Source organism: Phycisphaeraceae bacterium (assembly GCA_020639155.1).
GTDB lineage: Bacteria > Planctomycetota > Phycisphaerae > Phycisphaerales > UBA1924 > JACKHF01.
The window spans coordinates 936,813-962,391 of sequence record JACKHF010000001.1 but is presented as its reverse complement, the minus strand read 5'-3'; the positions used below and the strand labels follow the sequence as shown (position 1 = coordinate 962,391).

Below are 25,579 nucleotides of genomic sequence, written 5' to 3'. Positions count from 1 at the left end.
CGTGTTGATGGTGGATTTCAGTTCAGCACGCGATCAACGATCTGCATTGCATCGGATTCCGCTGCGGAGATCTCGTTGGGATGGATAAACCATGGTGTGTCAACACGCGATTGCGGATGTGCTGTAAAGAGTTCTTCTGCGAGTGATGCACGGATGGGCACGTTACGCGAGGTCGACTCCATCAGCATCCGCTCGACATCCTCTGAAAGCAGGAAGTTGAGAAGACGGTCTGCTTCATCGGAGTGGGCATCATTGCGGACCTTGGCGACGGTGTTTGCAAGTAACAGCGCGCCGTGCGACGGTGGATCAATCGTGTCGTCGATGGTCTCGTAGATCACACCGACAGGCCAGTCCTGTGTCTGTGCGTTCCAGATATCGTCGGTGTCTGTCAGGCAGAAGTCGATCTCGCCGAGTGCAACTGCGCGGACGGCGCTGGAGTTCCCGTCATAGAGTCGCAATCCGTTCTCGTGCATTGCCGTGAGCCATGATTCGAAGGCTTCGTTGCCCCAGGTGCTGCAGAGCGCTGCCATGTGTGCGCGGGTTGTACCGAACTCCGGCTTTGCCATGCCGACACGTCCTTTGTATTCCGGGTCAGCAAGCTCTGCGAGTGTGGTTGGCAGACTGCTTTCATCAAGGGCTTCGGTGTTGTACGCGATGACGCGTGCTCGCAAGCCAAAGCCGATCCACATGTGGTTCTCGCCAATGCACGATTCGGGCCACGCTGTTCCAGTTGTTGCATCGTCAATGATGGATTGGTCGATCGGCTCGAACACACCTTCGCTGGCAAGCTGCACTGTCCACATTGGCTCCGACGACCACCACACATCTGCGCGCGGCCTGTTCTTCTCGTTGCGAAGGCGGGTCGCAAGTCCGGTCGTCTTTGTTGCCTCGGTGTCGGACGCGAGCTGGACATTGATGCCGGTCTTTTCCTCGAACGCCTGCACGATCGGGCGCAGGATCGGTTCGTCCACACTGGAGTAGAGGACAACCGTTTGTGTTTGTGCGCCCGATTGCTTCTTTGAGCACGAGACATGCACGCATGCGCATGCAATAAGAACAAGAAACAGAGCGGCTTTGTGTGTGTTCATGTTTGTATCAATGCAACGGGAACTCTGCACAGAGCGAGCGAACCTCCTCGCGGACCTTTGCTGTTTCTGTCTCAAGCGCGCTCTCGCCAGAAAGTCCGGCAGACAGCACGCGATCGATCCACGCTGCAATCTGCTGCATCTGCGGTTCCTTGAACCCACGTGTAGTTGTCGCAGGCGATCCGAGGCGCAGGCCGCTGGTCTGCTTTGGCGGACGCGGATCGCTCGGCACGCCGTTCTTGTTCGTGATCATGCCCGCGCGTTCGAGCCAGATTTCTGCGTCAGCACCGGTCAGATCTGCACTCTTTCCTCGGAGATCGACCAGCATGAGGTGGTTGTCCGTTCCGCCGGACGTGATGCGGAACCCATGGCTGATGAGTGCATTTGCAAGCGTCTGCGCGTTCGTGATGACCTGCTTCTGGTATGCTTTGAACTCGGGCTTGAGCGCTTCGCCGAACGCGATTGCCTTTGCTGCGATGATGTGCATGAGCGGCCCGCCCTGCATGCCAGGGAAGACAGCCCGGTTGATTTTTTTTGCTATCTCCTCGTCGTTTGTCAGAATCAGTCCACCTCGCGGTCCGCGGAGTGTCTTGTGCGTTGTTGTTGTGACGACGTGGCAGTGGGGGAATGGTGAGGGGTGCTCACCCGCGGCAACCAGGCCCGCGATGTGCGCGATGTCAGCATGCAGGATTGCGCCACACTCGTCGGCGATCGCGCGGAACTTTGCAAAGTCGATCACACGCGGATACGCCGAGTACCCGCACATCAGCAGCTTCGGCTTGTGTTCCATGCACACAGCGCGAACCGCGTCGTAATCGATGCGCTCAAACTCGGGATGGTTCGGGTCGCTGTGGAGCGGATAGTGGACGGGGTTGAACCACTTGCCGGACATGTTCACCTTCAGGCCGTGCGAGAGATGTCCGCCATCGGAAAGCACGAGGCTTGCAAACGTGTCGCCAGGCGAGAGCAGCGCGAGAAACAATGAGCCGTTGGCCTGCGCGCCGGAGTGCGGCTGGACATTGGCAAACTCGCATCCGAACAACTGCCTGGCACGATCGATGCACACGCGTTCGATCTCGTCGTAGTGCTCACATCCGCCGTAGTACCGTGCGCCCGGGTATCCCTCGCAGTACTTGTTGGTCAGGCACGATCCTGCAGCTGCCTGCACCGCGAGCGATGCGTGGTTCTCCGATGCGATCAGCTCAATGGTTGACTGCTGCCGCTCCGCTTCAATCGCGATGAGATCCGCGATCTGCGCATCGAATGCGCGAAGAAAGCCGGGAACATCAGGTGCTGCAACATGGTCGGTGACACTTGCCATAGGTGCTCCGTGCGGGGTGAGGGGACGGCTGCGCAAGTTGCAGCCGTTGAACCGGATCGTATCACGTGCTGACTCGATTACGAGGGAGCGCTGAAGATGAAGAATACCAGTGCAGGAACCGAAAACGACAGGATTGTGGCACCAGCGAACAGCAGCAGCGTTGGGATGACCACGCGATCAAACCGCAGATAGAACCTCCCGACAGACCACCAGTAGAGCAGCACTGCAGGAACGACGATGATCAGCCCGATTTCGAAGAGTCCGGCACCAAGTTCGCTTTTATCCCACCGATATCTATCGCCCACCATCATGGAGCTGTGGCTGATGCCGAGACGAAACGCCAGCAACAGCTGTGACAGGAGCAGCATCAGTGCCGAGCCGATGACAGTTGCTCGCAGCAGATGGACCAGCCTGATTCGACTGAGCCCGAGCGAATCACTAAACAGAAAGTACATCAGGGGCATTGTCAGCGGTGCAACCACAAATATTGCATAGAGAACAAGCGATGGAAGCCAGACGATAGGGTCGGCGAAATACGTTGTGACTGGAAGCAGATCAAAGAACTCCCCTCGCATTTTTACGTGATAGTGGAACGCGTGTGAAACGGGTTCCTCCCATCCTCCACCTGCCTTTGCAAAGAACGCGGGACTGATCGGGCCGAGGAATGTATAGGGGTTGAGCGCTCGAGCACCCGCTGTTGCCACGATTCCACACATTGCACTGCTAGCAACAAGTGCGAGAACGTGTGCGATAACCAGATAGTGCATCAGCGGCGAAATCCGCACTTCGTGCTCAAGCTTGATTCTGCGCCAGAACCATGTCAACGCGAAGCTATTCAGCAGGGTCCAGATGGATGTAACGAATGTGCGAAGTCCGCCGTTCTCAACGTACCATCTCGGCATCTGACCCAACCGACCCTGCACGATGTCGGCCCAGTCAATATCTAGGCCGCACTCGGAGCAGTTGCCGTGCAATGGACACGCGTTGGTCCATGATGATATCACACCGTGCAGGTCATACCCGCAGCGCGGAGACAGCATGTCTCTCTGCTCTGTCTCGTGCGTGTGCGTTGGTTCGTGTGCCATCATGAAAACGTTACGATGGTTTGATCGGTGTTGAGAACGACCATTCGTGTCCGAATGGGTCCTTCACAATGGAGTATCTGTCACCCCAGAACATATCCGCTGGCGCTAGAACCGTGGTCGCGCCCGCTCTCACTGCCTTTGCATGAGCCGTATCAACATCGCTTACATTCTGATGAAGCCGCATTGGCACCGCTCGGAGCGCGTTCGGGTGTCGTGATACTCCTCCACACATCTCCGGGAAGTCATCGTTGAGAAAAATTACACTGTGTCCGATCTGCATGGACGCGTGCATTAATCGCTTCCCATCTTCTGCTGGCGCTCGGAACAACTCCTTTGCGTCGAACGCTTGGGTATAGAACTCGATCGCAGCTATTGCGCCATCGACAGTCAGATGTGGAATAAGCCCGGTCGATTGAGGCAGGCTGGCCATTGCTGAACTCCTGTGTCTGCTGGATAGATCATAGCGGCATTCCGCAGTATTCACCTGATGAGACATCGCATGTGTATTACAATGGTGCGTTATGGCGGGGAAGTTCCAACAACACAACACATCAGCTGCGGTCTGCCCTCGTTGCAACTACGATCAGTCCGGCGTGATTACGTCGTGGAAGGACGCGTGCCCGTTGCGAGGTCAGTGTTCCGAGTGTGGCCTGGAGCTTGACTGGCAGGCACTGATCACGCGCAGGATCACGCCTATTCCGTGGTGGTCTGTCGAACGCGAAGGGATGAAGTGGCCACTGCGCATCCCGCTGGCGTGGTTCTTTGCGTTGCGTCCGATGCATCTCTGGACCCTGATGCGGATGGAGCATCAGATTCGGCTTACTCGGCTTTGTGTGCTCGTGATCACGACACTTGCATGCCTGCAACTTCCAATGAGTCTGCATCGGGTATGGGCAAGATTCTCACAACCCGCGTTTCGATCGATGTATTCGCCATCGGAACTGAGCACGTTTTCACCAGCCGAGCTCGTGCAAATCGATAAGTTGGATGAACACATCAATAGTCCAAAGGGATATCTTTTAGATATTGTTTGGCCTTGGACTGAAACGCTACATGTGCGAAGCCAAGTATTTTTGCTGGGTTCGATTCATAGGCTCCCATTTGTGGTGCTTGTTCCGGTTGTGTTTCTACTCATCGCACCGGCAGTTCTGTTCATCCTACCGGCTACAAGAAAACGTGCGAAGGTGCGCGCGGGACATGTCGTGCGTGTCTGGGCATGGATTCTTTCGTTGGCCCCTCTTGCCGGACTCGCGTCTGCGATTGGATTTGGTTTGGCGCTCCTTGCAGGTGCCGAGGATGATTGGGAACGTTGGTATTGGGGAGGCTTTGCTGGCACAATCGGGCTCATCCTCCCAATGCTTTTGATGATGATATTCGCTTGGTTTTCTCTCTTTATTGCAAGTGAACGATACTTAAAACTCCAGCGACCACTTGCCGTGAGTGTTGCTCTCAGTGCTGTCGGCTTCTTTGCCAGCATCATGCTATGGAGTTTATGTGCTGCAGAAGAGATACTTGAACTGCTCAATGCATTTGGCTTTGGCGTGTAACCCTACACCAGATTACCCAGACCATTCAGTCCGATCGGTTCTGCCGCGTGAAACGGCTCGCCGTACTCGACACCGATGCGCGATCCCATGAACCGATTGAACGCGCGCACCCATTCCATCACTGCTCTGTTCTTCTCGTTCACAATAAACTGTGAGGCGTAGGCCTCGATGGACTTCATCTTTGCGTCCATCGTTTGCGTTATGTCGACGATCAAACTCGGTTCGCGCACGATGCGCAGATGCGTCGCGTAGTAATGGAACAGCCACTTGGGATAGATCGGGGGTTGATCGTTGTCGCCGGGCATGGAAAGCCCGGTGAGCTTCGCGTCGAACCGCGCATCTTCAACAATGCGCGTGACAGCACGATGATCGGGATGTGCATCCTCAAAGTACGGCACGAGCACAATACTTGCCTGCACCCTGCGCATGATCCCGGCAACCTTGTGCCGGTTTTCGATGGTGTGCTCAACAAACCTGTTCCGCAATCCAAGCTGGATGCGCTCAACAGGATTGCCGGGATGAGACAGCGCCTGGGCTGCTGCGCTCGCTTCCGTTGCGCGTGTTTCAGGATTCCCGAAGGGTGTTGGCTCGCCGTTTGTGATGTCGAGCAGTGTGACCCTGTGCCCCTGCGATGCGAGCAGGGCGACTGTGCCACCCATGCCCAGTTCCTGATCATCGGGATGCGGTCCAACAACAAGGATGTTTGCCATGCGTGACTGTATGTGGCGATGCCGGGACGGGTCTTCTCTGTTGGCTTTGCGAATCGTGAGGACGCTTCCAACGAACAGCGACCCCACGATTGCTCGCGGGGTCGCTGGCAAGGAGCCGCGCACAATGCGCTTGAGAAGTTCAGTCAGGTCACACGCACCCGACCGAGCGAGTCATCAGTTGTTCGGGCAGCCAAGTGCGTACTGGTTGCCAAAGCAGATGTAGTCGAAGATGTTCAGCGTGCCATCGCCTGTGCAATCAGCAAGCGCGTCGTTGTTCGCGTACGCGTTTCCGTATGCGATGTAGTCAAAGATGTTGAGCATGGTGTTCTGATCAAAGTCGCCGTAGCAGAACGCAAACGGGCTCTTCATTGCAACAAGCTGACCACCCTCGACGAGTTCCGGATCAGGATTGCTGGCGTGAACCTGCACGTCAAGCACATACCAGCCGTTACCGAGGATATCGAACATGGGGATGATGCCCGATGCTTCTTCGTTGGTTGTGATGAAGTTCGGTCCCGGCATGCCCGCACCGAGCAGGTTCGGGTCAAAGAACTCGGGCGAGTGTTCCGCGATCTCTGTGAGCGCGTCGCGGTTGAGCGAGTAGTTCCAGATTTTGGCAAGACGATCGCTGCTGCCGGTGTCTTCCTGGATCAGCACGTTGCCGTATGCATCGACGGTGAGATTGTCCATGTCGAAAGGAAGGCCTGTCGCGTCGCCCTCGATGAGTGTGTCAATGGTGCCACCGAGTGTTGGGTCGGTAATGTCATTGAAGGTGAGTTTCCAGAGACGAGTCGGGCGGCCGGAGTTTCCGGTTGATGCCCAGATGAACTCATTGCCATCGAGCGGGTTAAATGCTCCATCCTCCGGTCGTGCGAATCCGGTCACGCCGTTCGCAGTCGATTGTGTCTGCAGGTCGGCACCCGTTGAAGTGAGCACGCTGGTGTATTCGTACAGCGTGAAGGGCGTGCCATTGGGGATGCCGGCAACGGGCTCGTCGGGATAGCCGGTGACCTTGATGCCGTAGAGCTTGCCATTGTTCAGACCAGCTTTGTCAATATCTGTGCCGGTGTTTGTCTTGGTTCCGACATACACAAAGAGCTCACCTGGGAAGGCGTCGTCTGTGCCGATGACCACTGTGGCGTCGCTCTCAGTGGGAGAGGCGATCGAGTTTTCCCAGCTCATGCGACCGAGCCACGCCAGAACGTACGCGTCGCCTGCGTCGGGACCTGTAGCAATGAAACCAACCGCACGACCTTCGGAACCGGTCTCCTCGCCGTTCATGTAGATTCGCTCCTGTGTGCCCATGCCCGTTGCGCTGTTGTAGAACGCGGTGGGGGCTGGGAGATCACCAGAGCAGAATCGTGAGAACGCTGTTGTGCCAGCAACATATGCCCCTGTGTTGACATCGTACTGGTACACGGTGGTGCAGAGATCCTCACCCGAGAGCACCTCGTGTGTTGACGCATCAATTACCCACTTGGAAACGAACGCACCGACTGAGCCGTGCGCCCGCACAACCCCAAGGGTGTCGCCAAGCTCATGGTTCATCAGAAGCGTGTATGTGCCGTTGCCGTTGTCGAACGCTCCGAGGCCGTCAGGAATACCGACCATGCGGTAGTTAGAGCCTGTCGGTGTGTCACCGACAGTCAGAATCGAGACGGTTTCAACGTTGCTGTATGTGCCAGTGATCATGGGGTTGACACTGCTGCTGGGGCCTGTTGTCTGGCCGAATGCCTGGCCTGCGATGGCAAGCATGAGCGCGATACCTGCAATTGACTTCTTCACGTTTCTACTCCTTCCGGGTTCCGTCGACGTGCTGTGCAAACAGAATGCGCAGCGATAGAAAAACCTGAGGAGGCTAGAAACACATCAAGAAAGGTCGTGCAAGCAATGCGCTAAGTGATGCAGATGACGGAGCATGAACAGCATTTCGAGGAAGCAATGCAACGAGCTTGCATAAACTTTGCGCATGGTTTGCAAAGCAAAGACTTGATGTGCAAGACATTAAGACAGTGTTGGTAAAGTGTGAAAATCGAGTGAATACAAAAAACCGCCCCGATTTGTACAATCGGGGCGGCGATTCACAAAGATCTATCGTGAACTTGGGAACTAGTGGAGCGGGCAGCCACCTGCGTAGCTGTTGCCAAAGCAGATGTAGTCGAACACGTTCAGAGATCCGCTTCCATCACAATCGGCGTACGACCCCGAGGCAGCGTAATCGTTGCCAAAGCAGATGTAGTCGAACACATTCAGCGTGCCGTTGCCGTCACAATCGGCATAGCACTCCATGCGAACCATGAACATGCCGCGCTTGATGTCAGAGATGATGATGTTGCCGGACGGGAGATACGGGTACACGCTCCACGCGCCGGAGAAGTCTGGATTGTCGTTCTCCGGGTAGGTATCGAACCAGCCAACGACCGTTGGGCTGAGTGGGTTATCCAGCTTCCAGACACGGATGCCAGAGGTGTAGTTCGCCTGGAACAGGTAGCCGTCACGAACATATTGGTTGTGATCGATCGATGGGAGACCCGAGGTAAAGTCACCCGCGATTGTTGGGTTGTTGATGTCGGAGATATCCACAACGAGTGTGCGGGTCGGGATGCCCTGATACTCCTCGTCGAGTTCGTCGCCAAGGTACAGGTACTGCTTGTCGTCGGAGATCCAGCACTGGTGCGAGTACTCCGGGTCGGTCCAGAATGTCTGACCGATCTGTGTCATATTGGATTTGTCTGTCACGTCGACGATGCGCAAGCCCGTGTTATTCCATCCGTTGCTTGTGCCGCCGCAGGTGAACGCGATCTCCTTGCCCGCGTACGGGCCGGAGTCGTACGACACAACAACAGCGTCATGCACATAGAAACTGTTCCACGAGCCAGCGATGGTTGGGCTTGCTGGATTCGTCGTGACGTCCCACGCGGTCAGGCCGCCGTTGGCAATGTTGCCACCAGTCGTATAGACGTAGCCGGAATCGGTATTTGACACAATGTTGTGCGCAGTATTCATGCCGCCGGTTGTCACGTTCTGCACGAGAGTGACGTTCCCGTTGTCAATGTCCGACAGATCAATAACGTTTAAGCCGTTACCCGTCGAGTCGGCAACACCGTACGCATACGAACCGATGACTTTGATATCGTGCCAGATCGAGCATGTGCTTGCTATGTACTCGATCTGCACCGGATTGAGCGGATCGGTGACCTCAACAAAGCTGAATCCGCACTCGACACCCATGATGGCGTACTCGCGCCCGCTCGGCGAAACATAGCCCCAGCAGTCATTGCCGCGCGTCTGCGTTCCGGGGAACGATGTGAGCGGAATCCAGGAGAGCAGTTCCATGTTCTCAAACTGGAAGTTGCCGCTCTCGGGAGCAGTGCCGCCGGGGATGTACTGCAACGTGCCAGCGGGCACAGCGTCCGTGTCACGATACACGCGCCCTGTGAGTGGTGGCATGTTGACCGGTGCGCCAGCACCGTCGTTGATCTTGCGCACGTCCTCGTCGTGTGCGCCTGCAAACATGGAGATGCCAGCGAGTGTGCCAGCAGTAATGAGCAGCATGCCCGTGCGTGGGCGGATGGTGCGGGCCATGAATCTACCTCCGGTTTTTCAAACGTCATGTGATCATGCCAGCCGATGAGGCCAGCCAGCGCGCGGGATCCAGTGTCCCACAACCTGTAGTCTAATGGAAAAACGCGATTTCACCAACGAGAAACCGCGTGGAAGCGCCATGAAACACGCTCGAACGCTAAGTCTTACAACTTGTCAGACACCACCAAATCCAGCTTTCTTGCACATGATGGTGGTTTATGGGAGCAGGTTGCGAATCAAAGTCAGTTGGCGCAGAGTACAAGAAACCAGATTTCAGAACAGCTGATCGAGCAATGCCTGCTTGCGCGACTGTCCGTAGTTCACTTCTTCGGCAGTGTGCGCACGAACACGACCGCACGGTCGATCCAGTGCTGCAGGTCATCATCGCTCGCGATGCCCTTGGGAAGAACAAAGATCATTGTGGACATCACCTTGCCCGTGTAATCCATCGGCGCGGTGTGGGGCTCCTTCAGCGCTTCCTTTGTCAGGTCCTTTCCAAGCCTGAGCATGAGCTTGTCCTCGACCGCGCCGCAGCACATGTTGCCGTTGACCATGAAGGCGATCCCGCCGAACATCTTTGTTTCGGTAATACCACGTTTGCGCGCAAGTGCGCTGCGTATGCGGCTGTTGAGTTCGTCGGATGGGGGCATGAGAAGTTATTGCTCCAGAAGAGCGATCACATCATGCAGATCGCTGATCATATTTGCGCGCACTTTATCAAACTGTGAACGATCAGATGGGCCATACCCGATTTGCTTCGCTGCCGCATGCTTCTCCCACTTGATCTTCGCATCACCATCAAAGAGGTCCGTTTGATCGATCGCGAGAACCTCAGCAAGAACGAGGTTTCTCTCAGATTTGCTCCATTGATCGGCAGAACTCATGACCAATGTGTTACCTATATCGAGCACGGCTATTGCAACATAGGCTTCAATCATTGACTTACCGCCAACGTGCTGACTGAGACGAACAATCGAAGCTGTACACTCTGATGCTCTTTGTGTATCGCTTGCTTCCATCGCAAGTGAAGCGCTCAACTTGAGTAGCCATGTCAAACGGCGCAGATCGCCAAGGTGGGGCAGGTCTGTGTCCAGCCCATCGCTGTAGTCAATACCCCAGTCGCACGTTGTCAGCTTGGTTGTTTCCACGATACTGACGATGGCAGCCTGCACTTCTTCGCTTTGCAGCAGTTGCAGCATCTCTGGTGAAAGCTCGCCTCGTTCTTTGTCCAGCAGATCGATCATCTCCTGGCTGAGCGAGGCGTGCAACGATCGATATTGATCCACAGCATTTGCTGTGGACGTGCTGCGTTGTGGTGGCGGACCCAAAACGTGTGGTGTTGTACTCTTCTTCTCACATCCAATCAGGCATAGAACGCACGCACTCAGCGTGAGAGCAAGGTATCGAGAGAGCACGCTCATTTGTCTTCCTCGTCTGTAAGCACAAGAGAAGAAAGCCCAGGGATTGCAATCCCTGGGCTTGGAACAGTCACTGCGTTATCTCACATCATGAGCGGCTTGCGACCGGCAGCGCGGCGAGCATCCGCAACCTGCCCGTAGTGCATGAACGGATGCAGCGCGTTGATGTTCAGGCACTTGCCGACTGTGCCGAACCATTCCTTGTACTCGTCGGGGCACGCAGCGGACGGCTTTTCAAGATCGGCTTCGGTGATGCCCTCAAGATACTGCATCGTCAACGCGTGCACTTCGTCAGACTTCTTCATGATCTCGTCGAACGACGGGTACTTGCTTGCGTCAGTTGTTGGTTCCGATCCACCTTCGAACAGATCCTTCCAGTCGGCGAGCGGGTTGTCCTTGCCCAGCATCATGCCCTGGATCATGCTGCCCTCGGAGTATGCGAGATGCCCGAGCACCCACAACGGATGGTTGCCGCCGTTCTTCGTCGGTTGGGTCATCGCGCTGTCCTTCATGTCGGTGATGAGATCAACCGCGAACTTGCGGCACATGGCGGTGTTGTTCTTCAGGATGTCGACTGCGTTCATGCTGGTACCTTTCGTTTCTGTCGGGTGTAATGCTGCCCTGCTCAAGTAAGGGGGATCGTTGGATGACATCTGTCGATCATCCGTCACACAAACATATCCAAACAAAACCAGAAAAACAATCAGCTTTGTGGTACACTCTGACGGCTGGCTACCCCGGATTTCGACCACGGAGACACCGCATGGCAAAGGACCGAACCATCTACGTCTGCTCGGGTTGTGGCGTGACAGCATCGGGTTGGGTCGGCAAATGCTCAGCCTGCGGCGCGTGGGACACCATGGTCGAGAAGACCGAGCGCAAACAAACAGCAGCCAAAGCCCGGCCGCTCGTCGAGATGGGCAGCGCGGTGAAGCCTCGCGCCTTGCAACCAGCCGAGCACGATGGAGTATCCGGAAACATTGGTGGATGGTCGTTGCACGATACGGATACCGCGCCCGAGCCGATCTCCATGACCGATGCGCTGCAGAGTGCACCAACGCACACGCGCATCTCAACAACCATCAACGAACTCGATCGCGTGCTGGGCGATGGCATCGTCGCAGGATCAGCAGTGCTCGTGGGAGGACCGCCCGGTATCGGCAAATCAACATTGTTGCTACAGAGCGCGATGGCGCTTGCGCACGCGGGTCACAAAGTGCTGTATGTGTCGAGTGAGGAATCCGCACAGCAGATCGCCTCGCGCGCTGCTCGACTTGCAACGGGACAGTCTCAGGGCAATGACACGCTGCACATTCTCGCCGATACCGACCTTGCACGCATTGCAGATCGCATTATCGAGCAGCAGCCAGCGCTCGTGATTATCGATTCGATCCAGATGATGTACAGACCGGATGTTGACGCGGGCGCGGGGTCGATCACGCAGGTGCGCAGATGCTGTGCCGATCTTGTGCTGCTCGCGAAGCGCACGGGAAGCGCGGTCATCATGGTGGGGCACGTGACGAAGGAGGGCTCGCTCGCTGGTCCGAAGCTGCTGGAGCATCTCGTTGATACGGTGCTGAGTTTCGAGGGTGATCGTGCGCAGGGGTACAGGCTCGTGCGCGCGGTGAAAAACAGATTCGGTCGTACGGGCGAACTCGGTCTCTTCGAGATGACGGGCACGGGCCTGCGCGAGATGGCAGACGGCGCTGCGCCGTGGCTCGCCGATGATCACTGGGCGCAGTCTCGCGCGGGCGCGGTCATCTGCCCGGCGATCACGGGCGCACGATGCGTGCTGGTCGAGATCCAGGCGCTCACCGCGACGGGGTTCCTCGGTGCTGCAAAGCGCAAAGCATCCGGCATCGATTCGTCGCGCCTCGCGATGTTGATCGCGGTGCTTGAATCACACGCGGAAATGCGCCTTGCGGACCGCGATGTGTTCACGTCGAGTGTGGGGGGGCTGCGTGTGACAGAGCCCGCAGCCGATCTTGCGCTGCTGCTTGCGATCGCGGGCGCAGAACGGAAGCAGGCTGTCCCAGCGCGCTGTGTGGTTGTGGGTGAGGTCGGGCTCGGCGGCGAGGTGAGGCCGGTCGCGCAAGTCAACGAGCGACTGCACGAAGCAGCGCGTCTCGGTGCGCAGGTCGCGATCGTGCCAGCGATGTCAAAGCGCTCAGCTATTGAGAAGATCAAGGGGTTGGAACTAGTGCACGTAAAGGACGTGAACGAAGCGATCGATCAACTCGCATGAGTGGATGATGCAATGTCAAAGTGGAAGCACATCGAAGAATATCTGCTTGATCTTGATGGCTCATTCCGGGATGTCATATTCGAGCATCCAACATGGGAGGGTGTCGATGCCCTTGTGATGTCGTTGCTTCCATCATTCCGGGTACATCGCGCGACTGATACGGAGGGTGGTAGCGTTGATACTGCAAATGTATCGATCGCGCATCACGCAAGGCAAACGGGACATGTGCATCTGGTGCTGGACGAAGGCAACGAGTTCGTGTCACATCTTCAGGTCTTTGTGTCGAATGACAGTGACGCTGCACCGTTTGTTGAGATGTCGTTTCATCCGAATGATGTACTTCCATCAAATAATCTGGGAAACACATTTGTTTCGTGGGTTCTAGGGGTGCAGCGGCTGCTCGGCGCGACACGCTGCCGCGTTGGCTATGAAGGGTTCAAAGAAAAGTTGGACCCACACTTAGGGAGGTACGGTGTATTCTTTGATTCAGATGAGTTAGACCGATGTCGCACTCAGTTCCAGCGATCTGGGTTCGCCCCACCAAGTGAACTTCCATAGTTCAAACAATCTCGACACACAAGTCACGGGCCCCGCCTTGGGAATGTCGCTTACATGTTCTTTGTTCGTTGGAGTTGAAAAAGGACATGTATGTCCTCTATTATCCTGACGACGGGCACACCGTCAACGGGAGGGTCTCCGATGCCTGCCGAAACTCCAGCCTCGAAGCCGACGAGTGCAGAGTCCCAGTCTGTGCTAAAGCCACGAAAACGGATGACCCGTATGGGTTTGCTGGCGATCGCGGTGTCAGTTGCGTGTGGTACGTTTGGCGGTGTGGGCGCGTTCACCTTTGGGTACGGCGAGGGCGCGGCCTATCTCAGCAATAACCCAGCTTCGTGTGCGAACTGCCATGTCATGCAGGCGCATTACGACTCATGGCTGAAGTCGAGCCACGAGAATGTCGCCACGTGCAACGACTGCCATCTCCCGCATCATCCGCTGGGCAAATGGATCACCAAGGCCGACAATGGGTTCTTCCACTCGCTCGCGTTTACCACGGGCGACTTCCACGAACCGATCCAGATTAAGCAGCGCAATCGCACCGTGACGCAGCAAGCCTGCCTGCACTGCCACAGTGAGTATGTCAACCACATGCTCCCGGCTGAGCCCGGCGGCGACATGCTGATGTGCATCCACTGTCATTCGGACGTTGGTCATTCTCAGCGATAGCAGGTCATATCCAGCATATAGATACAAGAAAGTGACAAAGACAATGACACGTACACCTCCAACATCAATCGAACCTAAATCGACACAACACCGCCGTGGTGGTGCGATCGTTCTTCTGCTCGTGTTTGTCATGGCGGTGATCGCTACGCTACTGGTTACGTGGGTGCTTGTGACCATGTTCGGGCACAAGCAGGAAGCGCGCAAACCATTTATGCGCGTCGCCGAAGTTGATGAGATCACCACCGATCCGGAGCCATGGGGACGCAACTGGCCCCACCAGTATGACGGGTACAAAGCGACCGCTGGCCCCAAGTTCTTTGGCGGCTCCAGCGCGATGACTGAGAGCAAACTGGAGAAGCAGCCGTGGCTGAAGCGCCTGTATGCAGGGTACGCTTTCAGCATAGATTACCGAAAAGCGCGCGGGCACGCCTACATGCTCTACGACCAGACAGTCACCGAGCGCGTGACCAAGCGAAGTCAGGCCGGCGCGTGCCTGCACTGCCACACGTCGGGCACGGTCATGTACCGCAAAGCAGGTCTTGAAGCAATGGGGTTGCCAGCCGACGACGAAACACTCGCAGCCGATTTCAACATGGCAGCCGTCATTCGCGGGTTCGAGGAGGTCAGCAAAAAGCCGTACGCAGAGGTGTTGGCAATGGTGCAGGCTGCGCCCGATGGCACTCCAAACAACTCGCAGCCAATAGCAGCAAACGGACAGACCGTAACACATCCCGATATCGGCGGCGCGCATCCCGTGAGTTGCATCGATTGCCATGATCCCGCGTCGATGAAGATCCGCGTGACACGACCGGGGTTTGTGCTCGGGGTAGCTGCGCTTGCCGAGAGCGACGAACCCGTCCCGCATCTGCCGTCGATCGAGAAGTGGCGCAAGACCGATCAGGCAGAGCGATACGACCCCAACACACTTGCCAGCCGTCAGGAGATGCGCTCGTTCGTGTGTGGGCAGTGCCACGTTGAGTACTACTGCGCAAACAAAGACGTGCTGACATTCCCTTGGGGCAAGGGTCTCAAAGCCGAGCAACTCGAAGCATTCTGGGATGAGAAGAAGTTCCCGGATGGGTCGTTCTTTTTCGATTACAAGCACGGCGAGACGGGCGCGCCGGTGTACAAGGTGCAACATCCGGAGTTTGAACTGTGGAGTCAGGGAGTGCATGCGCGCAGCGGCGTGTCGTGTGCCGACTGCCACATGCCATACGAGCGAGAGGGCGCAATGAAGCTCTCCAGCCACAACGTGCAAAGCCCGCTTGCGACGGTAAACAACTCGTGCCAGCAGTGCCACAATGTGAGCGAATCCGAACTCATCGCACGAGTGGAGACTATCCAGGTTCGCACAGCGGACCTGATGGAGCGCGCAGCCGCAGCAATGACGGACATGCTAGATGCGATCATGGAAGCAAAGGCCGCTGGTGCAACCGATCTGGAACTCGCGGATATCTACGTGCTCCAGCGCAAAGCGATGTGGCGACTGGATTACATCAGCTCGGAAAACTCTCGCGGATTCCACGCCGATCAGGAAGCAGCGCGTATTCTTGGCGAATCGATCGATTATTCCCGCCAGGCCCAAGCCGCTGCGATCAGGATGCGTGCGCCAGAACCGCCGAGCATCGAGAATCTTCCGGTGACACCGATTGAGGGTGTGACACGCAATGCGATGGCAGATCCGGGATCGAAACAGCCGGAATCAGGAGACTAATGCTAAAAACCTGCAGACAGTCTAGGTATGTCTGGTTTTGCGTTGAGTGAGATATATATGTCTCATGCAGGAACCCGGGCATCTTGCCCTTGGGTGTTCGTTCACCGTCGCGCGTCGAGCAGTTCCTTGACTGTCTCGATCAGCAGCGTCAGCGGCACAGGTTTCTGCAGGTAGCGATCTACGCCAACGCTCTCAGCATACGTCTGATGACGCTTGCCCTCGTTCGCGGTCACCATAATCACGATCGGCGAGTCCTCGTATCCCTTGATCTGCTCAAGGACAAGGAATCCCGAACGCTTCGGCAGCATCATGTCGAGTACAACAAGATCGGGTTTGTCGTCCAGAATCGTGCGCACAGCTGCATTGCCATCACTCACGATGCGGACCTGCGCCCCCTCGGTCGTGAGTGCCAGACGCATGGAATCGGCGATGTCAATGTCGTCATCGACAACAACAATGCGCGCGCCTGTCAGCAGGCCTTCTGTTGCAGATTCGGTTGATGTTGCCTCGTCATTCATCGTTTCGTCCTTTCAGCGCGCATGGTATCACGCCGGGAGTGGAACATGTTTTCACGCATCGTGCCGATCTCGTGTCAGCGCCAGATTTCTCGCGACGGGCAACTGGGGGCAAGCCCGCGCTGAAGCAGCATATTCTACGCACACATGCCGCGTCTGGATGCACTCAAACAGGGTCCGGGATCGGTTCATCAAACCGTGAACGTCCGGATTGTGCCAGCAGCACGGTGTCCCGATCAGATCTGTCCCTGACAGCTTCAATCATCCCGCTCTCCATCCACGGGAGTTCTTCCAGTTTGGCGCGCAGTGAGTCAGGGAACGGCTTCTGCTTTCGCTCGTGCAATGGTCTGCTCCGCCAGATTCGATGCATCCACAGGTACTGCTCAGGTGCTCTTCGCACCATCGTCTCGACTGCTCTGCGGTATCGCGCGCAGATATAGAACACAGGATCTGAGTGGGTCGTCCAGTCTTCCTTACCAAAGCTGTCAATCGCTTCGAACGCGAACCTGTATGTTGTGTTGTGGTCGCGGCGCAGATGATCGGGCCAGTATTCCTCTATTTCCTTGCTGCTCGTGACACGCCGTGCCATGCCGCACAAGATGCGCGCATTGAACTGGAGCGCGAGCAGCGCGATGGACTTGTACGTGCTGGTGAGCCTGCCGAAGAACGGCACGAACACGCCGCGATCACCACCGTTCTGGTCCGCGACGAACCCCACCGGTGCGCCTTTGCGCACAATGTCCGGCATCAGGTCGACCGCGCCGAACTTGTCTATCAGTGTCAGCCCGTGCTTCTCGCGCGATTTTCGCACCCAGCGATCAAGAGGCTCAAGATCAAGCTTTCGATACAGCGCGTGCATGGGGAACCCGAGCATCGCGACGGTTTGGCCGATGACCTCCCAGTTGCCGACGTGCGCGGTGATGAGGATGACAGGCTCACCCTCGATCAGGTCGCGCAGCTCATTCCGCACATTGCCAACATGCACGCGATGCGTCCAGCCGTCCGGCGTGATCAGGCGCTCACCCAGATTGAGCTCAACCCCCAGCCTGAGCAACTGGTCATAGCTTGAGCGTGCGCAATAGTGGATCTCCTCGTCCGTCCAGTGGGGGAACGCTGTGCGCAAGTTCACGGTTGCCCTCCTGAATCCCCGCGAGTTGATCTTTGCGGTTGCGAACGTGCTCCCGATCTTTCCTGCTGTGGGGATGAGGATGTCGCGTGGTGCAACCATCAGGCTGCCGAGCGCCATGCGCATTGCCCAGAACTGCGCGTGGGCTTTGAGTGAGTCATCGTGCTTGGAGAGCTTGGGCATTCCGTGACATTAGGACGTGGATACGAACCGGTATATTGATGATCGACGGGATTGGCACAAGAAAAAGCCCAGGGATTGCAGTCCCTGGGCGTATGAGTGATCTCATCCATGTTTACAGGCAGCAGTACGCGTTGCCGAAGGCGATGTAGTCGAAAACGTTCAGCACGCCGTTGCCGTCAAAGTCAGCGATCGGATCGCCAGCGTTGTAGAAGTTGCCGAAGGCGATGTAGTCAAAGATATTGAGAACACCGTTGGCATCCAGATCGGCTGGATGGCGCGGGCATCCGCGTACAACAAGTTGCACGTCGTCCACTGCTGCTTCGACGAGTGATCCGGCCCCAAGGTCCCGGGCCTGGAAACGGATCATCATCTGATCGGTCGCCGGCAGGAAATCCTCGATGCGGAACGACTTGAACACCCACGCACCAGCGTTTTCGGTCACATCTTCCAGCAGAATCCAGTTCTGTCCCGAGTCGTTGGAGATCCACACTGGCATGGAATCCTGATTCGGGTTCTGTCCCTGATTGTTTGAATACCAGCGCCAGTACTCAATACGAGGCTCATCGTCGAGAATGTTGAACACGTCCGACGCATCCATGACCGGGCTTGTCAGCGTTGTTGTGCCACCATCAACGTCATACGTTCCAGCGCCGCCTCCGGATCGATGATCGGTCACGTAGCAGTTCACACCCGGCGCTGGTGTGTGATCGTCGCCGGGCTGAGCGGAAGTGGGCTGCGGATCATTCCTGTTCCAGATGCCCGCAGTTGCATCATCGCTTGGGATACCAACAACCCAGCCGGTCTCTGTTTCGAGTGTGTCATCAACTACAACTTCCTGTGCGATCACAACCGCTGTGAACGGGTTGGTCTCGCCATCGGGCGGATACACGAACGATGTGCCACCTGTGTTTTCAGCGCTGAAGTAGTATTCGATCGTCTCGTTGCACGCAGCACCGAGTGTTCCAAGATCTGTCAGCCAGTTGCCCTGACCATCATCTGCGAGCGGCTCGTTTGCAAATGTTGGCTGCCCGGCAGTGCGCCAGTGCAGCGACGGCGACCCTGTATTGAGTGTATCAGCCGATTCAAACACACGGATACCAACATTGGTTATTTCGCCGCTTGAAGCGATCGACGGATATTCACCAGCAGACGAAAGGATCAACGGCGCAGCAATGCGCTCGGCAAGTGCGAGCACGCCCTCAAGGTACTCCTCTCCGGTTGGAATAATCTGGTCTGGTGGAAGCACAAACCCCGGGTTACCGCCGATTGGACGAAGCTCAATCGTCCACGATGCAGCGCCCTGTGTGCCGTACACCCAATCCTTTGAGCCACCCGACACCTGATAGAGCAGGATGGAACTCTGCCCGTGTGTGTAGTTCGTGCCGTGGGTTGCGTCCATCGCGGTTTCGATTGTGTCGCCAAGATCATCGAACAGCGATTCATCAGGGCATGGATCAAACGAGTATCCCCATGGATGCAGAATCCATTGTCCGTACGAGTGAGTGTCGATATGTGCCCGGACTTTAGGGGCAAGCGCTGCGATCGCGTTTGCTGTAGCTGTTGACTCGGGTTCAGAGAACGGCGCAGATCCCCAGTATGTTTCGCTGCATGGATCACCACTGCCGCCACCGGGGAGGCTCCACTCATAATCCCAGTTGCGGTTTGGGTCAACGCCAAAGCAGCCGCCACCATTGTCACGCCGGTTCTTGCGCCACAGGCGCTGGTTTGTCCATGTGTACTCGTAGCCGTCGCCGTTAACAATCGGTACAAAGACAAACTCGACCGAGTTCAGTATTGCGGTGATGCGCGGGTCTGTGCCGTATCCCTCAAGCAGATGCTCCATCGTGAACATGACGGACGCTGGGCTGATCCACTCGCGAGCGTGCTGACATCCATTGATGAAGACGATGGGAAGCTGCCCACTCATGCCCGGCGCAGCAACGCGCACCTGTGTGATGTCTCTGCCCTCAAGTGTTTGCCCAACCACACTGACTGCTGTCAGCGCAGGGTATGTTGCAGAGAGATCTGTGATGCGCTGCTCAACTTCTGCAAGCGTCTTATAGTCGTCGTACCAGCTGCCGCCGTCATTTGCGTTCCACACCTTCCGATTGGCCGCCCATTGCCCAAGCCCGAGGCGCTGGGCTTCTTCGTCGATCGATGTCTGCACGTTCTCAGTCATCACCTGATGATTGATGTTCAGCTGTGTGAATGCATCAAACTCTTCAGGCGAGAACATCAGGTCGATATAGTCGGGCCTGGGTTCGCACGTCCAGATATCGCTCGCGATCGTTGTTGCCTGCATCAACTCCTTCTGCGACGTGGGGAACACACGCACCGCGCGGTAGTTGTCGTACCTGCGATATTCCTGTGCGTTCGCAAAGCCAGCAAGTCCGATGAGTCCAGCGATCGCGCACGAGCGAGCCAGACGGGTGTTCCTTCCGAAGCACAGATGTGGGATGCGCATTGCCTCTTCGCTTTCTCTTTAATTGGGTTCCAGGGTGCAAGGTCCAGACACGACAGGGCCGTCCGATTCGCACCAGAGCGGGCAGATGTTGCCTGAGCGAGCGAGTCAAAGCCGGTTCTCACCAGAATACACGAAAACTGTTGGAATCGCACAGACTTCCATGTGGAAAACATACAGTTCAGTTGGTTATGACACCATGAATACTGAGGGTGGGTTCTTCACCTGTTGTTCTAGGCCATGGCCCCATCCAGATGCACGTCGAGTTGCGGGAACGGGATAGAGATATCCGCTTTATCAAGGCCGTACTTCACTGCGCGGGTGACCGCTTCTTTCACGTTCCAGTATTGCTTCGGCTCGCACCACACGCGCACCTGCCAGTCGACACTTGAGCTGCCCAATCCCATCAGGTACACGGTCGGCTTTGGCGATGCGAGCGCGCCATCGATGCGCTCAACCGCCTTCTCCAGTACAGCGCGTGTGGTATCGATATCCGCGCCGTAATCAACGCCGACATCAACATCTGCGCGCCGCACGCCATGGTGGGTCATATTCTCGATGACAGAACCAAATATCTCGCCGTTGGGCACGATGATTCGGCGCTTGTCCACCGTATCGAGTGTTGTTGTGAAAAGCTCGATCTCATCGACAGTGCCGGTCACACCAGCAACGGTCACAAGATCGCCGACCTTATACGGCCTGAACAGCAGCAGCATGACGCCAGCAGCCGCGTTGCCAAGGCTTCCCTGAAGTGCCATGCCGATTGCAAACCCAAGCGCTGCGATGACAGCCGCAAAGCTCGCCGTCTCGACGCCAAGATATCCAAGCACAGAGACGATTCCAAGGATAAGGATCGACCATCGCGCCATATTCGAGATGAAGCGAGCAAGCGTCTGCTCGACCTTGGCCTTGGTCATTGCTTTCAATGAGCCGCGACGCACCCAGCCACCGACGATCCATGCCGCTGCAAAGATCACGATCGCGATCAGCACCTTCGGGCCGTGCATCGATACAACATTGATAACGTCATCGAAAGACAGGGAAAGAACGGAGTCGATGAAACCGCCGTTGCCAGCAGGGACAGGCTCGCCCTGTGGCTGATCAGGTGTGACCATGGGCGCTTCAGTCTGCAACCCCAGCGCGTTTCTTGTCAAGAGGGAAGAACATACCACAATGTGCATGAATCTCTGGTTCATGCGGCATCATTCGCATTGCAAGCAACGCCGCTCGACGCTCGCATCTAACTGACAACACCCGGTACTACTGGCAGTTGCCCGAGTACGCCTCGAAGAAGCACAGGTAATCAAAGACGTCAAAGCTGCCCGAGAAGTTACAGTCTGCGTATGTATCCATCTGAGCAAACCGTTCACCGTAGCAGATAAAGTCAAACACATTCAGCACGTTGTTCAGATCGCAGTCTGCATAGCACACCTCGGTCAGTGTGATGCTGCCACTGGTGAATGTGGCATCGGGGAAATACTCGGGATACTCCGTTCTGCCCTCTGCAACAAAGACAAGTTTTCCGGTATTGTCTACATCAGTTGAGATATCAACGGATGCGTAGTACCACTGCTTGTTCACGACGCGGTAGTACGTGTACTCAGAGCCACTCACGTTGAAGGACGTGGTCCCTGGTGCGAGCATAAGCTCGCCCGATAGAGCATTGGGTGGAAAGATCTCGTGCATGAACACCGGCCCTTTCAGCACCGGGTTGTCGTACACGCCTTCAATCTCGAACGTATATCGCTTCCCAACAGACGGCAGTGCATAGACACTTGTGCGCGATGTGACACCGGGATACTGCACAACCATGCCAGTCAGGTCGATGGTTAATATTGTGTTGTCAACTTGTGCGCATACTGGCAGTGCAGCAGCGAGCGTGCCGAGACCGGTGCGCAGAAGAAATGCGTTTGTTGTCCTCGTCATTTCCCCAATACTCCGCTTCGTGATCTCCACGCCTTTCGGCGTGTTCCCTCAGATGGTGCATCCGCGCTGATCTGCTTTTCAGCGAGCCTGTCGGATGCTCTCCCGTCTACCAATTGAATCAATTCGGCAGTTTGATTCATCCCTCTGTTTGGAGGGATGGGACATATCCTCTCACTTAGCATATCGCAAAGGCCCGGAATCACAAGAAAAACCCGACACAGGCATGCTGTGTCGGGCTTTGTTTGGTGCAATCGAGCTGTCAGTTTACTGCTTTGCGGCAGCAAGTTCCTTCTCGCGAATATGGGCACCCTTCGGTGCTGCGCCGCGTTGGGGCACTTTCCCGTTGTACTTCTTCATGTGGTCGTCGTAGATCCACTTGTACGTCCGCTCCATCCCGTCGCGCAGGCGGATGGATGGCTCCCATCCGAAGTGGTCCTTGATAAGCGTGTTGTCGGAGTTGCGACCGTTCACGCCCTTGGGAGCATCGAGGTTGTACGAGCGGTTGAGCTTGATGCCAGCAATATCCTCGACGATGTCGACGAGCCCGTTGATAGTGACCAACTCGTTTGAGCCGAGATTCAGCGGCTCGGTGCAATCGCCATGGAGGAACATCTGCACGCCCTTGACGCAGTCGTCGATGTACATGAACGAGCGTGTCTGCTTGCCATCGCCCCAGATCTCGATGTTGTGGTTGCCTGAGAGCTTTGCTTCGAGCACTTTTCTGCACATCGCAGCAGGCGCCTTCTCGCGGCCGCCCTCCCACGTGCCGAATGGGCCATAAACGTTGTGAAAGCGTGCGACGCGCGTGACCATGCCGAAGTCCTCGCGGAAGTGGCGGCACATGCGCTCGGAGAACAACTTCTCCCAGCCGTATCCGTCCTCTGGCATTGCGGGATACGCGTCCTCTTCCTTCAGCGCAACGACGTCCTCGTCTGTCTGCTTGTCGGCGTTGTATACGCACGCCGACGACGAGTAGAAGAAGCGTTCGCATCCGATATCGCGTGCAGCCATCAGCATGTGCGTGTTGATCAGCACGGAGAGCATGCACTCTGCCTTGTGCGTCTCGATGAATCCCATGCCGCCCATATCGGCAGCGAGCTGGTAGATATGGTCGGCACGTGCGCAGGCCTTGTAGCAGTTCGCGAGATCGTTCAGATCCGCAATCATGTTCTCAGCTTCGGGATGGACCTGATACCATTCTGAGAATGGCTTGCGGTCAACCGAACGGACCTGATAGCCCTGCTTGAGAAGATCGCCAACGAGATGTCCGCCGATGAATCCACCACCGCCGGCGACGACTGCGAGTTTGCCCTGGCCCATGCCTGTTCCTTCCTGAAAGTCCGGACAATGTGTCCGCGAGTATGTGAGTCCTGATCTTGCGCTCAAACCAACACTGTTTCCACTGGTTCGATCCGGCGAAACATGAGCATACGGTTGCGAATTGCGGGGTCCAATGTTTTCGGACGATACGCCATCGCAATCCATCAACGCCCGATCCATCGGCTCGATTCCACTTCGCCCCAAGCCCAAACAGACCAAAGTCGGTCGGAAATTCAGCGAAACAGATCTGATCTACGCCCTCAGCTCGGACTTGTTCGATTCGAACATGGCGTGAGACGTCACCGATGAAACAGAATCATCATCGCACGGGTTCGGCTGATCCTTAAGCCCATGCCAATACCACGGGACAGATCATCAAAAAACACAAAGAGAGGTTTATCATGCGTTGCAATCCGTCATCACGCGCTGGCACCATTCGCACCGTTGTACTGACAGCAGTTGTTTCAGCAGGAGTTGCGTCTTCAGCAGCTCTCGCGCTTGCTGGTTCATTCTCGCACGATGAGACAACCTCTCGTGGGTTCCCGATGGTGCAGGGCGAGCGCATCAACGTGTTCAAGGTCATGGGCACGTCTCCTGCGCTTCTGCAGTCGTACAAGGACGTCTCGAAGAATCTGAAGGAGCAGGGCTCGCTGTCGCAGGCTGAGATCAATGTCGTTCTGATGACAGCTGCAGTCGAGAACAAGTGCAAGTACTGCACAGCTGCGCACACCGGCGGCGCGCGTCGAAACGGGGTCGAGGACGAGACAATCCGCGCGATCCAGGAGAGTACCGGGATCGCAGACGAGAAACTGCGCGTGCTGCACGACTTTACACTGCGCGTGTACGAGACGCGTGGTCGTGTTTCAGATGATGAGATCCAGACGTTCCTTGATGCTGGGTACACCCACGGGCAGGCGCTCGATGTTGTCGCGTGCCTTGCAGCAAAGGTGATGACAAACTACGCGAACCAGATGGCGGGCACGCCGGTGGACGAGTTCCTGCAGGCAGAGATCGACAAGATGTCCGCAGCGAAGACGTGGTGAGTACCTGAACTTACGAACCATGAAATGAAAGCCCACGGATTGCAATCTGTGGGCTTTGTTAATTACACGAGCGTACTCCGCATCTTCCGTGTCATCTCTCCCACTCGCCCGTCTCCGATCTGCTTCCCTTCCACTCGCACAACGGGCAGCACCGTCCAGCTCGCGTTTGTCAGGAACACCTCGTCCGCGTCGAGCAGTTCATTGATCGTCAGCATCCGCCGATGCACGGGGATGTTCTCGTCGTGCGCAGCTCCGATGACGTTCGATCGTGTGATGCCGGGCAGCACCGGGCTGGGCACAGTTGCGCCGGATGCGATGCGCCCTTCCTTTGCAGTAGCGATGCTCGCAACAAGCTCTTCATCGCCGCGAGCGATGGGTGTGAAAAGCTCGCCATTTTTCACAATGAAGAGATTGCTCACGCATCCGCCCGCAAGGTGGTTCGTCACCTGGAACACAATGGATTCAGCAGCACCTTGCGCGGCTGCCGACTGCAGTTCGGAGAGCCTCCACCAGTAGTTGAGTGTCTTGTGGCTCTCGTGCGCGTTGAGTGGATTGGCGCGTGTCTTTGCGATTGCAACAGTGACACCGTTCTCGAACATCGCGGCTGGATAGTCTGTTGCTGGTTGGCACGCGATCATGAGTGTCGGCGTGTGATGCGCTTGCGCATCTCCAGCTGCAGCGCGCTGCAGCATGTTCAGATCGCCGCCTGTGATCATCAGGCGGACGCGAGACTTGGGCAGATTCGCCTTTGCGACGGTCTGATGCACCGCTTCTGCGAGCGCTTGCGTGTTGAGATCCTTGGAAAGATTGAGTTCTTCCGCGGACTGCGCAAGTCTTGAAAGATGTGCGTTGAGGTTCGGCACGGTGACATGCGCGCCGTTGGGCTGGTCTGTGTTTCCCTCGCACGTTGCAAGGAATGTCTCGAACAACCCAACGCCGTGCTGAAATCCCGCGTCGAACAGTGATATCTGATTGACCGCGTCTGAGTCGTTGGTGTCGACGAAAGTCCCATTGATAAAAACCGTTGCCATGAGCAGACGATAGTCTCGTCTGGGGAAAGATGTGCTG

Annotated in this window: 23 protein-coding genes; 6 read left to right on the top strand and 17 right to left on the bottom strand. The window is 56.5% G+C overall.

Annotated elements, in window-relative coordinates; all coding sequences use genetic code 11:
- Nucleotides 1-17: 17 nt before the first annotated feature.
- From H6815_04170 to H6815_04155, 4 genes are all read right to left on the bottom strand, one after another.
- On the bottom strand, nucleotides 18-1,088 hold the full coding sequence (locus H6815_04170) for an extracellular solute-binding protein (protein ID MCB9859627.1): 1,071 nt from the start codon (nucleotides 1,086-1,088) through the stop codon (nucleotides 18-20).
- Nucleotides 1,089-1,095: 7 nt separating this feature from the next.
- Nucleotides 1,096-2,406 carry a serine hydroxymethyltransferase gene (locus H6815_04165; GenBank protein ID MCB9859626.1) on the bottom strand — a complete coding sequence of 437 codons (1,311 nt, stop codon included), beginning with the start codon at nucleotides 2,404-2,406 and terminating at the stop codon, nucleotides 1,096-1,098.
- A 77-nt stretch (nucleotides 2,407-2,483) separates the two neighbouring features.
- Nucleotides 2,484-3,494, bottom strand: coding sequence for a hypothetical protein (locus H6815_04160; protein MCB9859625.1), 1,011 nt, complete (start codon nucleotides 3,492-3,494; stop codon nucleotides 2,484-2,486).
- Between the two features lie 7 nt (nucleotides 3,495-3,501).
- The gene (locus H6815_04155; protein MCB9859624.1) at nucleotides 3,502-3,921 is read right to left on the bottom strand and encodes a VOC family protein; all 420 of its coding nucleotides are present in this window, start codon (nucleotides 3,919-3,921) and stop codon (nucleotides 3,502-3,504) included.
- Between the two features lie 553 nt (nucleotides 3,922-4,474).
- Here H6815_04155 and H6815_04150 point away from each other — a divergent pair.
- A complete protein-coding gene (locus tag H6815_04150) occupies nucleotides 4,475-5,038 on the top strand; it encodes a hypothetical protein (protein ID MCB9859623.1) in 564 nt (187 codons plus the stop codon).
- Nucleotides 5,039-5,040: 2 nt separating this feature from the next.
- On the opposite strand, the gene bshB1 is transcribed toward H6815_04150, so the two are convergent.
- The 6 genes from bshB1 to H6815_04120 form a co-directional block, all read right to left on the bottom strand.
- The gene (bshB1, locus tag H6815_04145; protein MCB9859622.1) at nucleotides 5,041-5,748 is read right to left on the bottom strand and encodes a bacillithiol biosynthesis deacetylase BshB1; all 708 of its coding nucleotides are present in this window, start codon (nucleotides 5,746-5,748) and stop codon (nucleotides 5,041-5,043) included.
- A 174-nt stretch (nucleotides 5,749-5,922) separates the two neighbouring features.
- Nucleotides 5,923-7,533 (bottom strand): DUF839 domain-containing protein, encoded by a 1,611-nt coding sequence (locus H6815_04140; GenBank protein ID MCB9859621.1) that lies wholly within the window; start codon nucleotides 7,531-7,533, stop codon nucleotides 5,923-5,925.
- A gap of 324 nt (nucleotides 7,534-7,857) precedes the next feature.
- Nucleotides 7,858-9,333, bottom strand: coding sequence for a choice-of-anchor B family protein (locus H6815_04135; GenBank protein ID MCB9859620.1), 1,476 nt, complete (start codon nucleotides 9,331-9,333; stop codon nucleotides 7,858-7,860).
- 320 nt (nucleotides 9,334-9,653) lie between these two features.
- Entirely contained in the window at nucleotides 9,654-9,983 is a 330-nt protein-coding gene (locus H6815_04130; protein MCB9859619.1) for a TfoX/Sxy family protein, read from the bottom strand.
- A gap of 6 nt (nucleotides 9,984-9,989) precedes the next feature.
- Nucleotides 9,990-10,754, bottom strand: a complete 765-nt coding sequence (locus tag H6815_04125) for a hypothetical protein (GenBank protein MCB9859618.1) — start codon at nucleotides 10,752-10,754, stop codon at nucleotides 9,990-9,992.
- Nucleotides 10,755-10,834: 80 nt separating this feature from the next.
- A complete protein-coding gene (locus H6815_04120; GenBank protein ID MCB9859617.1) occupies nucleotides 10,835-11,335 on the bottom strand; it encodes a DinB family protein in 501 nt (166 codons plus the stop codon).
- 179 nt (nucleotides 11,336-11,514) lie between these two features.
- Between H6815_04120 and radA the strand changes: the two genes are divergently transcribed.
- The 4 genes from radA to H6815_04100 all read left to right on the top strand — a co-directional run bounded on the left by radA (nucleotide 11,515) and on the right by H6815_04100 (nucleotide 15,937).
- A complete protein-coding gene (gene radA, locus H6815_04115; GenBank protein MCB9859616.1) occupies nucleotides 11,515-12,996 on the top strand; it encodes a DNA repair protein RadA in 1,482 nt (493 codons plus the stop codon).
- 12 nt (nucleotides 12,997-13,008) lie between these two features.
- Nucleotides 13,009-13,554 carry a hypothetical protein gene (locus H6815_04110; protein ID MCB9859615.1) on the top strand — a complete coding sequence of 182 codons (546 nt, stop codon included), beginning with the start codon at nucleotides 13,009-13,011 and terminating at the stop codon, nucleotides 13,552-13,554.
- 213 nt (nucleotides 13,555-13,767) lie between these two features.
- A complete protein-coding gene (gene nrfH, locus H6815_04105) occupies nucleotides 13,768-14,223 on the top strand; it encodes a cytochrome c nitrite reductase small subunit (GenBank protein ID MCB9859614.1) in 456 nt (151 codons plus the stop codon).
- Nucleotides 14,224-14,266: 43 nt separating this feature from the next.
- Nucleotides 14,267-15,937 (top strand): ammonia-forming cytochrome c nitrite reductase subunit c552, encoded by a 1,671-nt coding sequence (locus H6815_04100; protein MCB9859613.1) that lies wholly within the window; start codon nucleotides 14,267-14,269, stop codon nucleotides 15,935-15,937.
- Nucleotides 15,938-16,038: 101 nt separating this feature from the next.
- On the opposite strand, the gene H6815_04095 is transcribed toward H6815_04100, so the two are convergent.
- From H6815_04095 to H6815_04070, 6 genes are all read right to left on the bottom strand, one after another.
- Nucleotides 16,039-16,455, bottom strand: coding sequence for a response regulator (locus tag H6815_04095; protein ID MCB9859612.1), 417 nt, complete (start codon nucleotides 16,453-16,455; stop codon nucleotides 16,039-16,041).
- A gap of 163 nt (nucleotides 16,456-16,618) precedes the next feature.
- Nucleotides 16,619-17,761, bottom strand: coding sequence for a lysophospholipid acyltransferase family protein (locus H6815_04090; protein MCB9859611.1), 1,143 nt, complete (start codon nucleotides 17,759-17,761; stop codon nucleotides 16,619-16,621).
- 112 nt (nucleotides 17,762-17,873) lie between these two features.
- Nucleotides 17,874-20,225: a hypothetical protein gene (locus H6815_04085; protein MCB9859610.1), complete on the bottom strand. Its 2,352-nt coding sequence runs from the start codon at nucleotides 20,223-20,225 to the stop codon at nucleotides 17,874-17,876.
- Between the two features lie 230 nt (nucleotides 20,226-20,455).
- A complete protein-coding gene (locus tag H6815_04080; GenBank protein MCB9859609.1) occupies nucleotides 20,456-21,418 on the bottom strand; it encodes a mechanosensitive ion channel family protein in 963 nt (320 codons plus the stop codon).
- 64 nt (nucleotides 21,419-21,482) lie between these two features.
- Nucleotides 21,483-22,148, bottom strand: a complete 666-nt coding sequence (locus H6815_04075; GenBank protein MCB9859608.1) for a hypothetical protein — start codon at nucleotides 22,146-22,148, stop codon at nucleotides 21,483-21,485.
- Between the two features lie 264 nt (nucleotides 22,149-22,412).
- Nucleotides 22,413-23,468 carry an NAD-dependent epimerase/dehydratase family protein gene (locus H6815_04070; protein MCB9859607.1) on the bottom strand — a complete coding sequence of 352 codons (1,056 nt, stop codon included), beginning with the start codon at nucleotides 23,466-23,468 and terminating at the stop codon, nucleotides 22,413-22,415.
- Between the two features lie 401 nt (nucleotides 23,469-23,869).
- Between H6815_04070 and H6815_04065 the strand changes: the two genes are divergently transcribed.
- Nucleotides 23,870-24,511, top strand: a complete 642-nt coding sequence (locus tag H6815_04065) for a carboxymuconolactone decarboxylase family protein (protein ID MCB9859606.1) — start codon at nucleotides 23,870-23,872, stop codon at nucleotides 24,509-24,511.
- A 62-nt stretch (nucleotides 24,512-24,573) separates the two neighbouring features.
- On the opposite strand, the gene H6815_04060 is transcribed toward H6815_04065, so the two are convergent.
- Complete coding sequence (locus H6815_04060; GenBank protein MCB9859605.1) at nucleotides 24,574-25,542, bottom strand: aminotransferase class IV; 969 nt, start codon at nucleotides 25,540-25,542, stop codon at nucleotides 24,574-24,576.
- Nucleotides 25,543-25,579 lie beyond the last annotated feature (37 nt).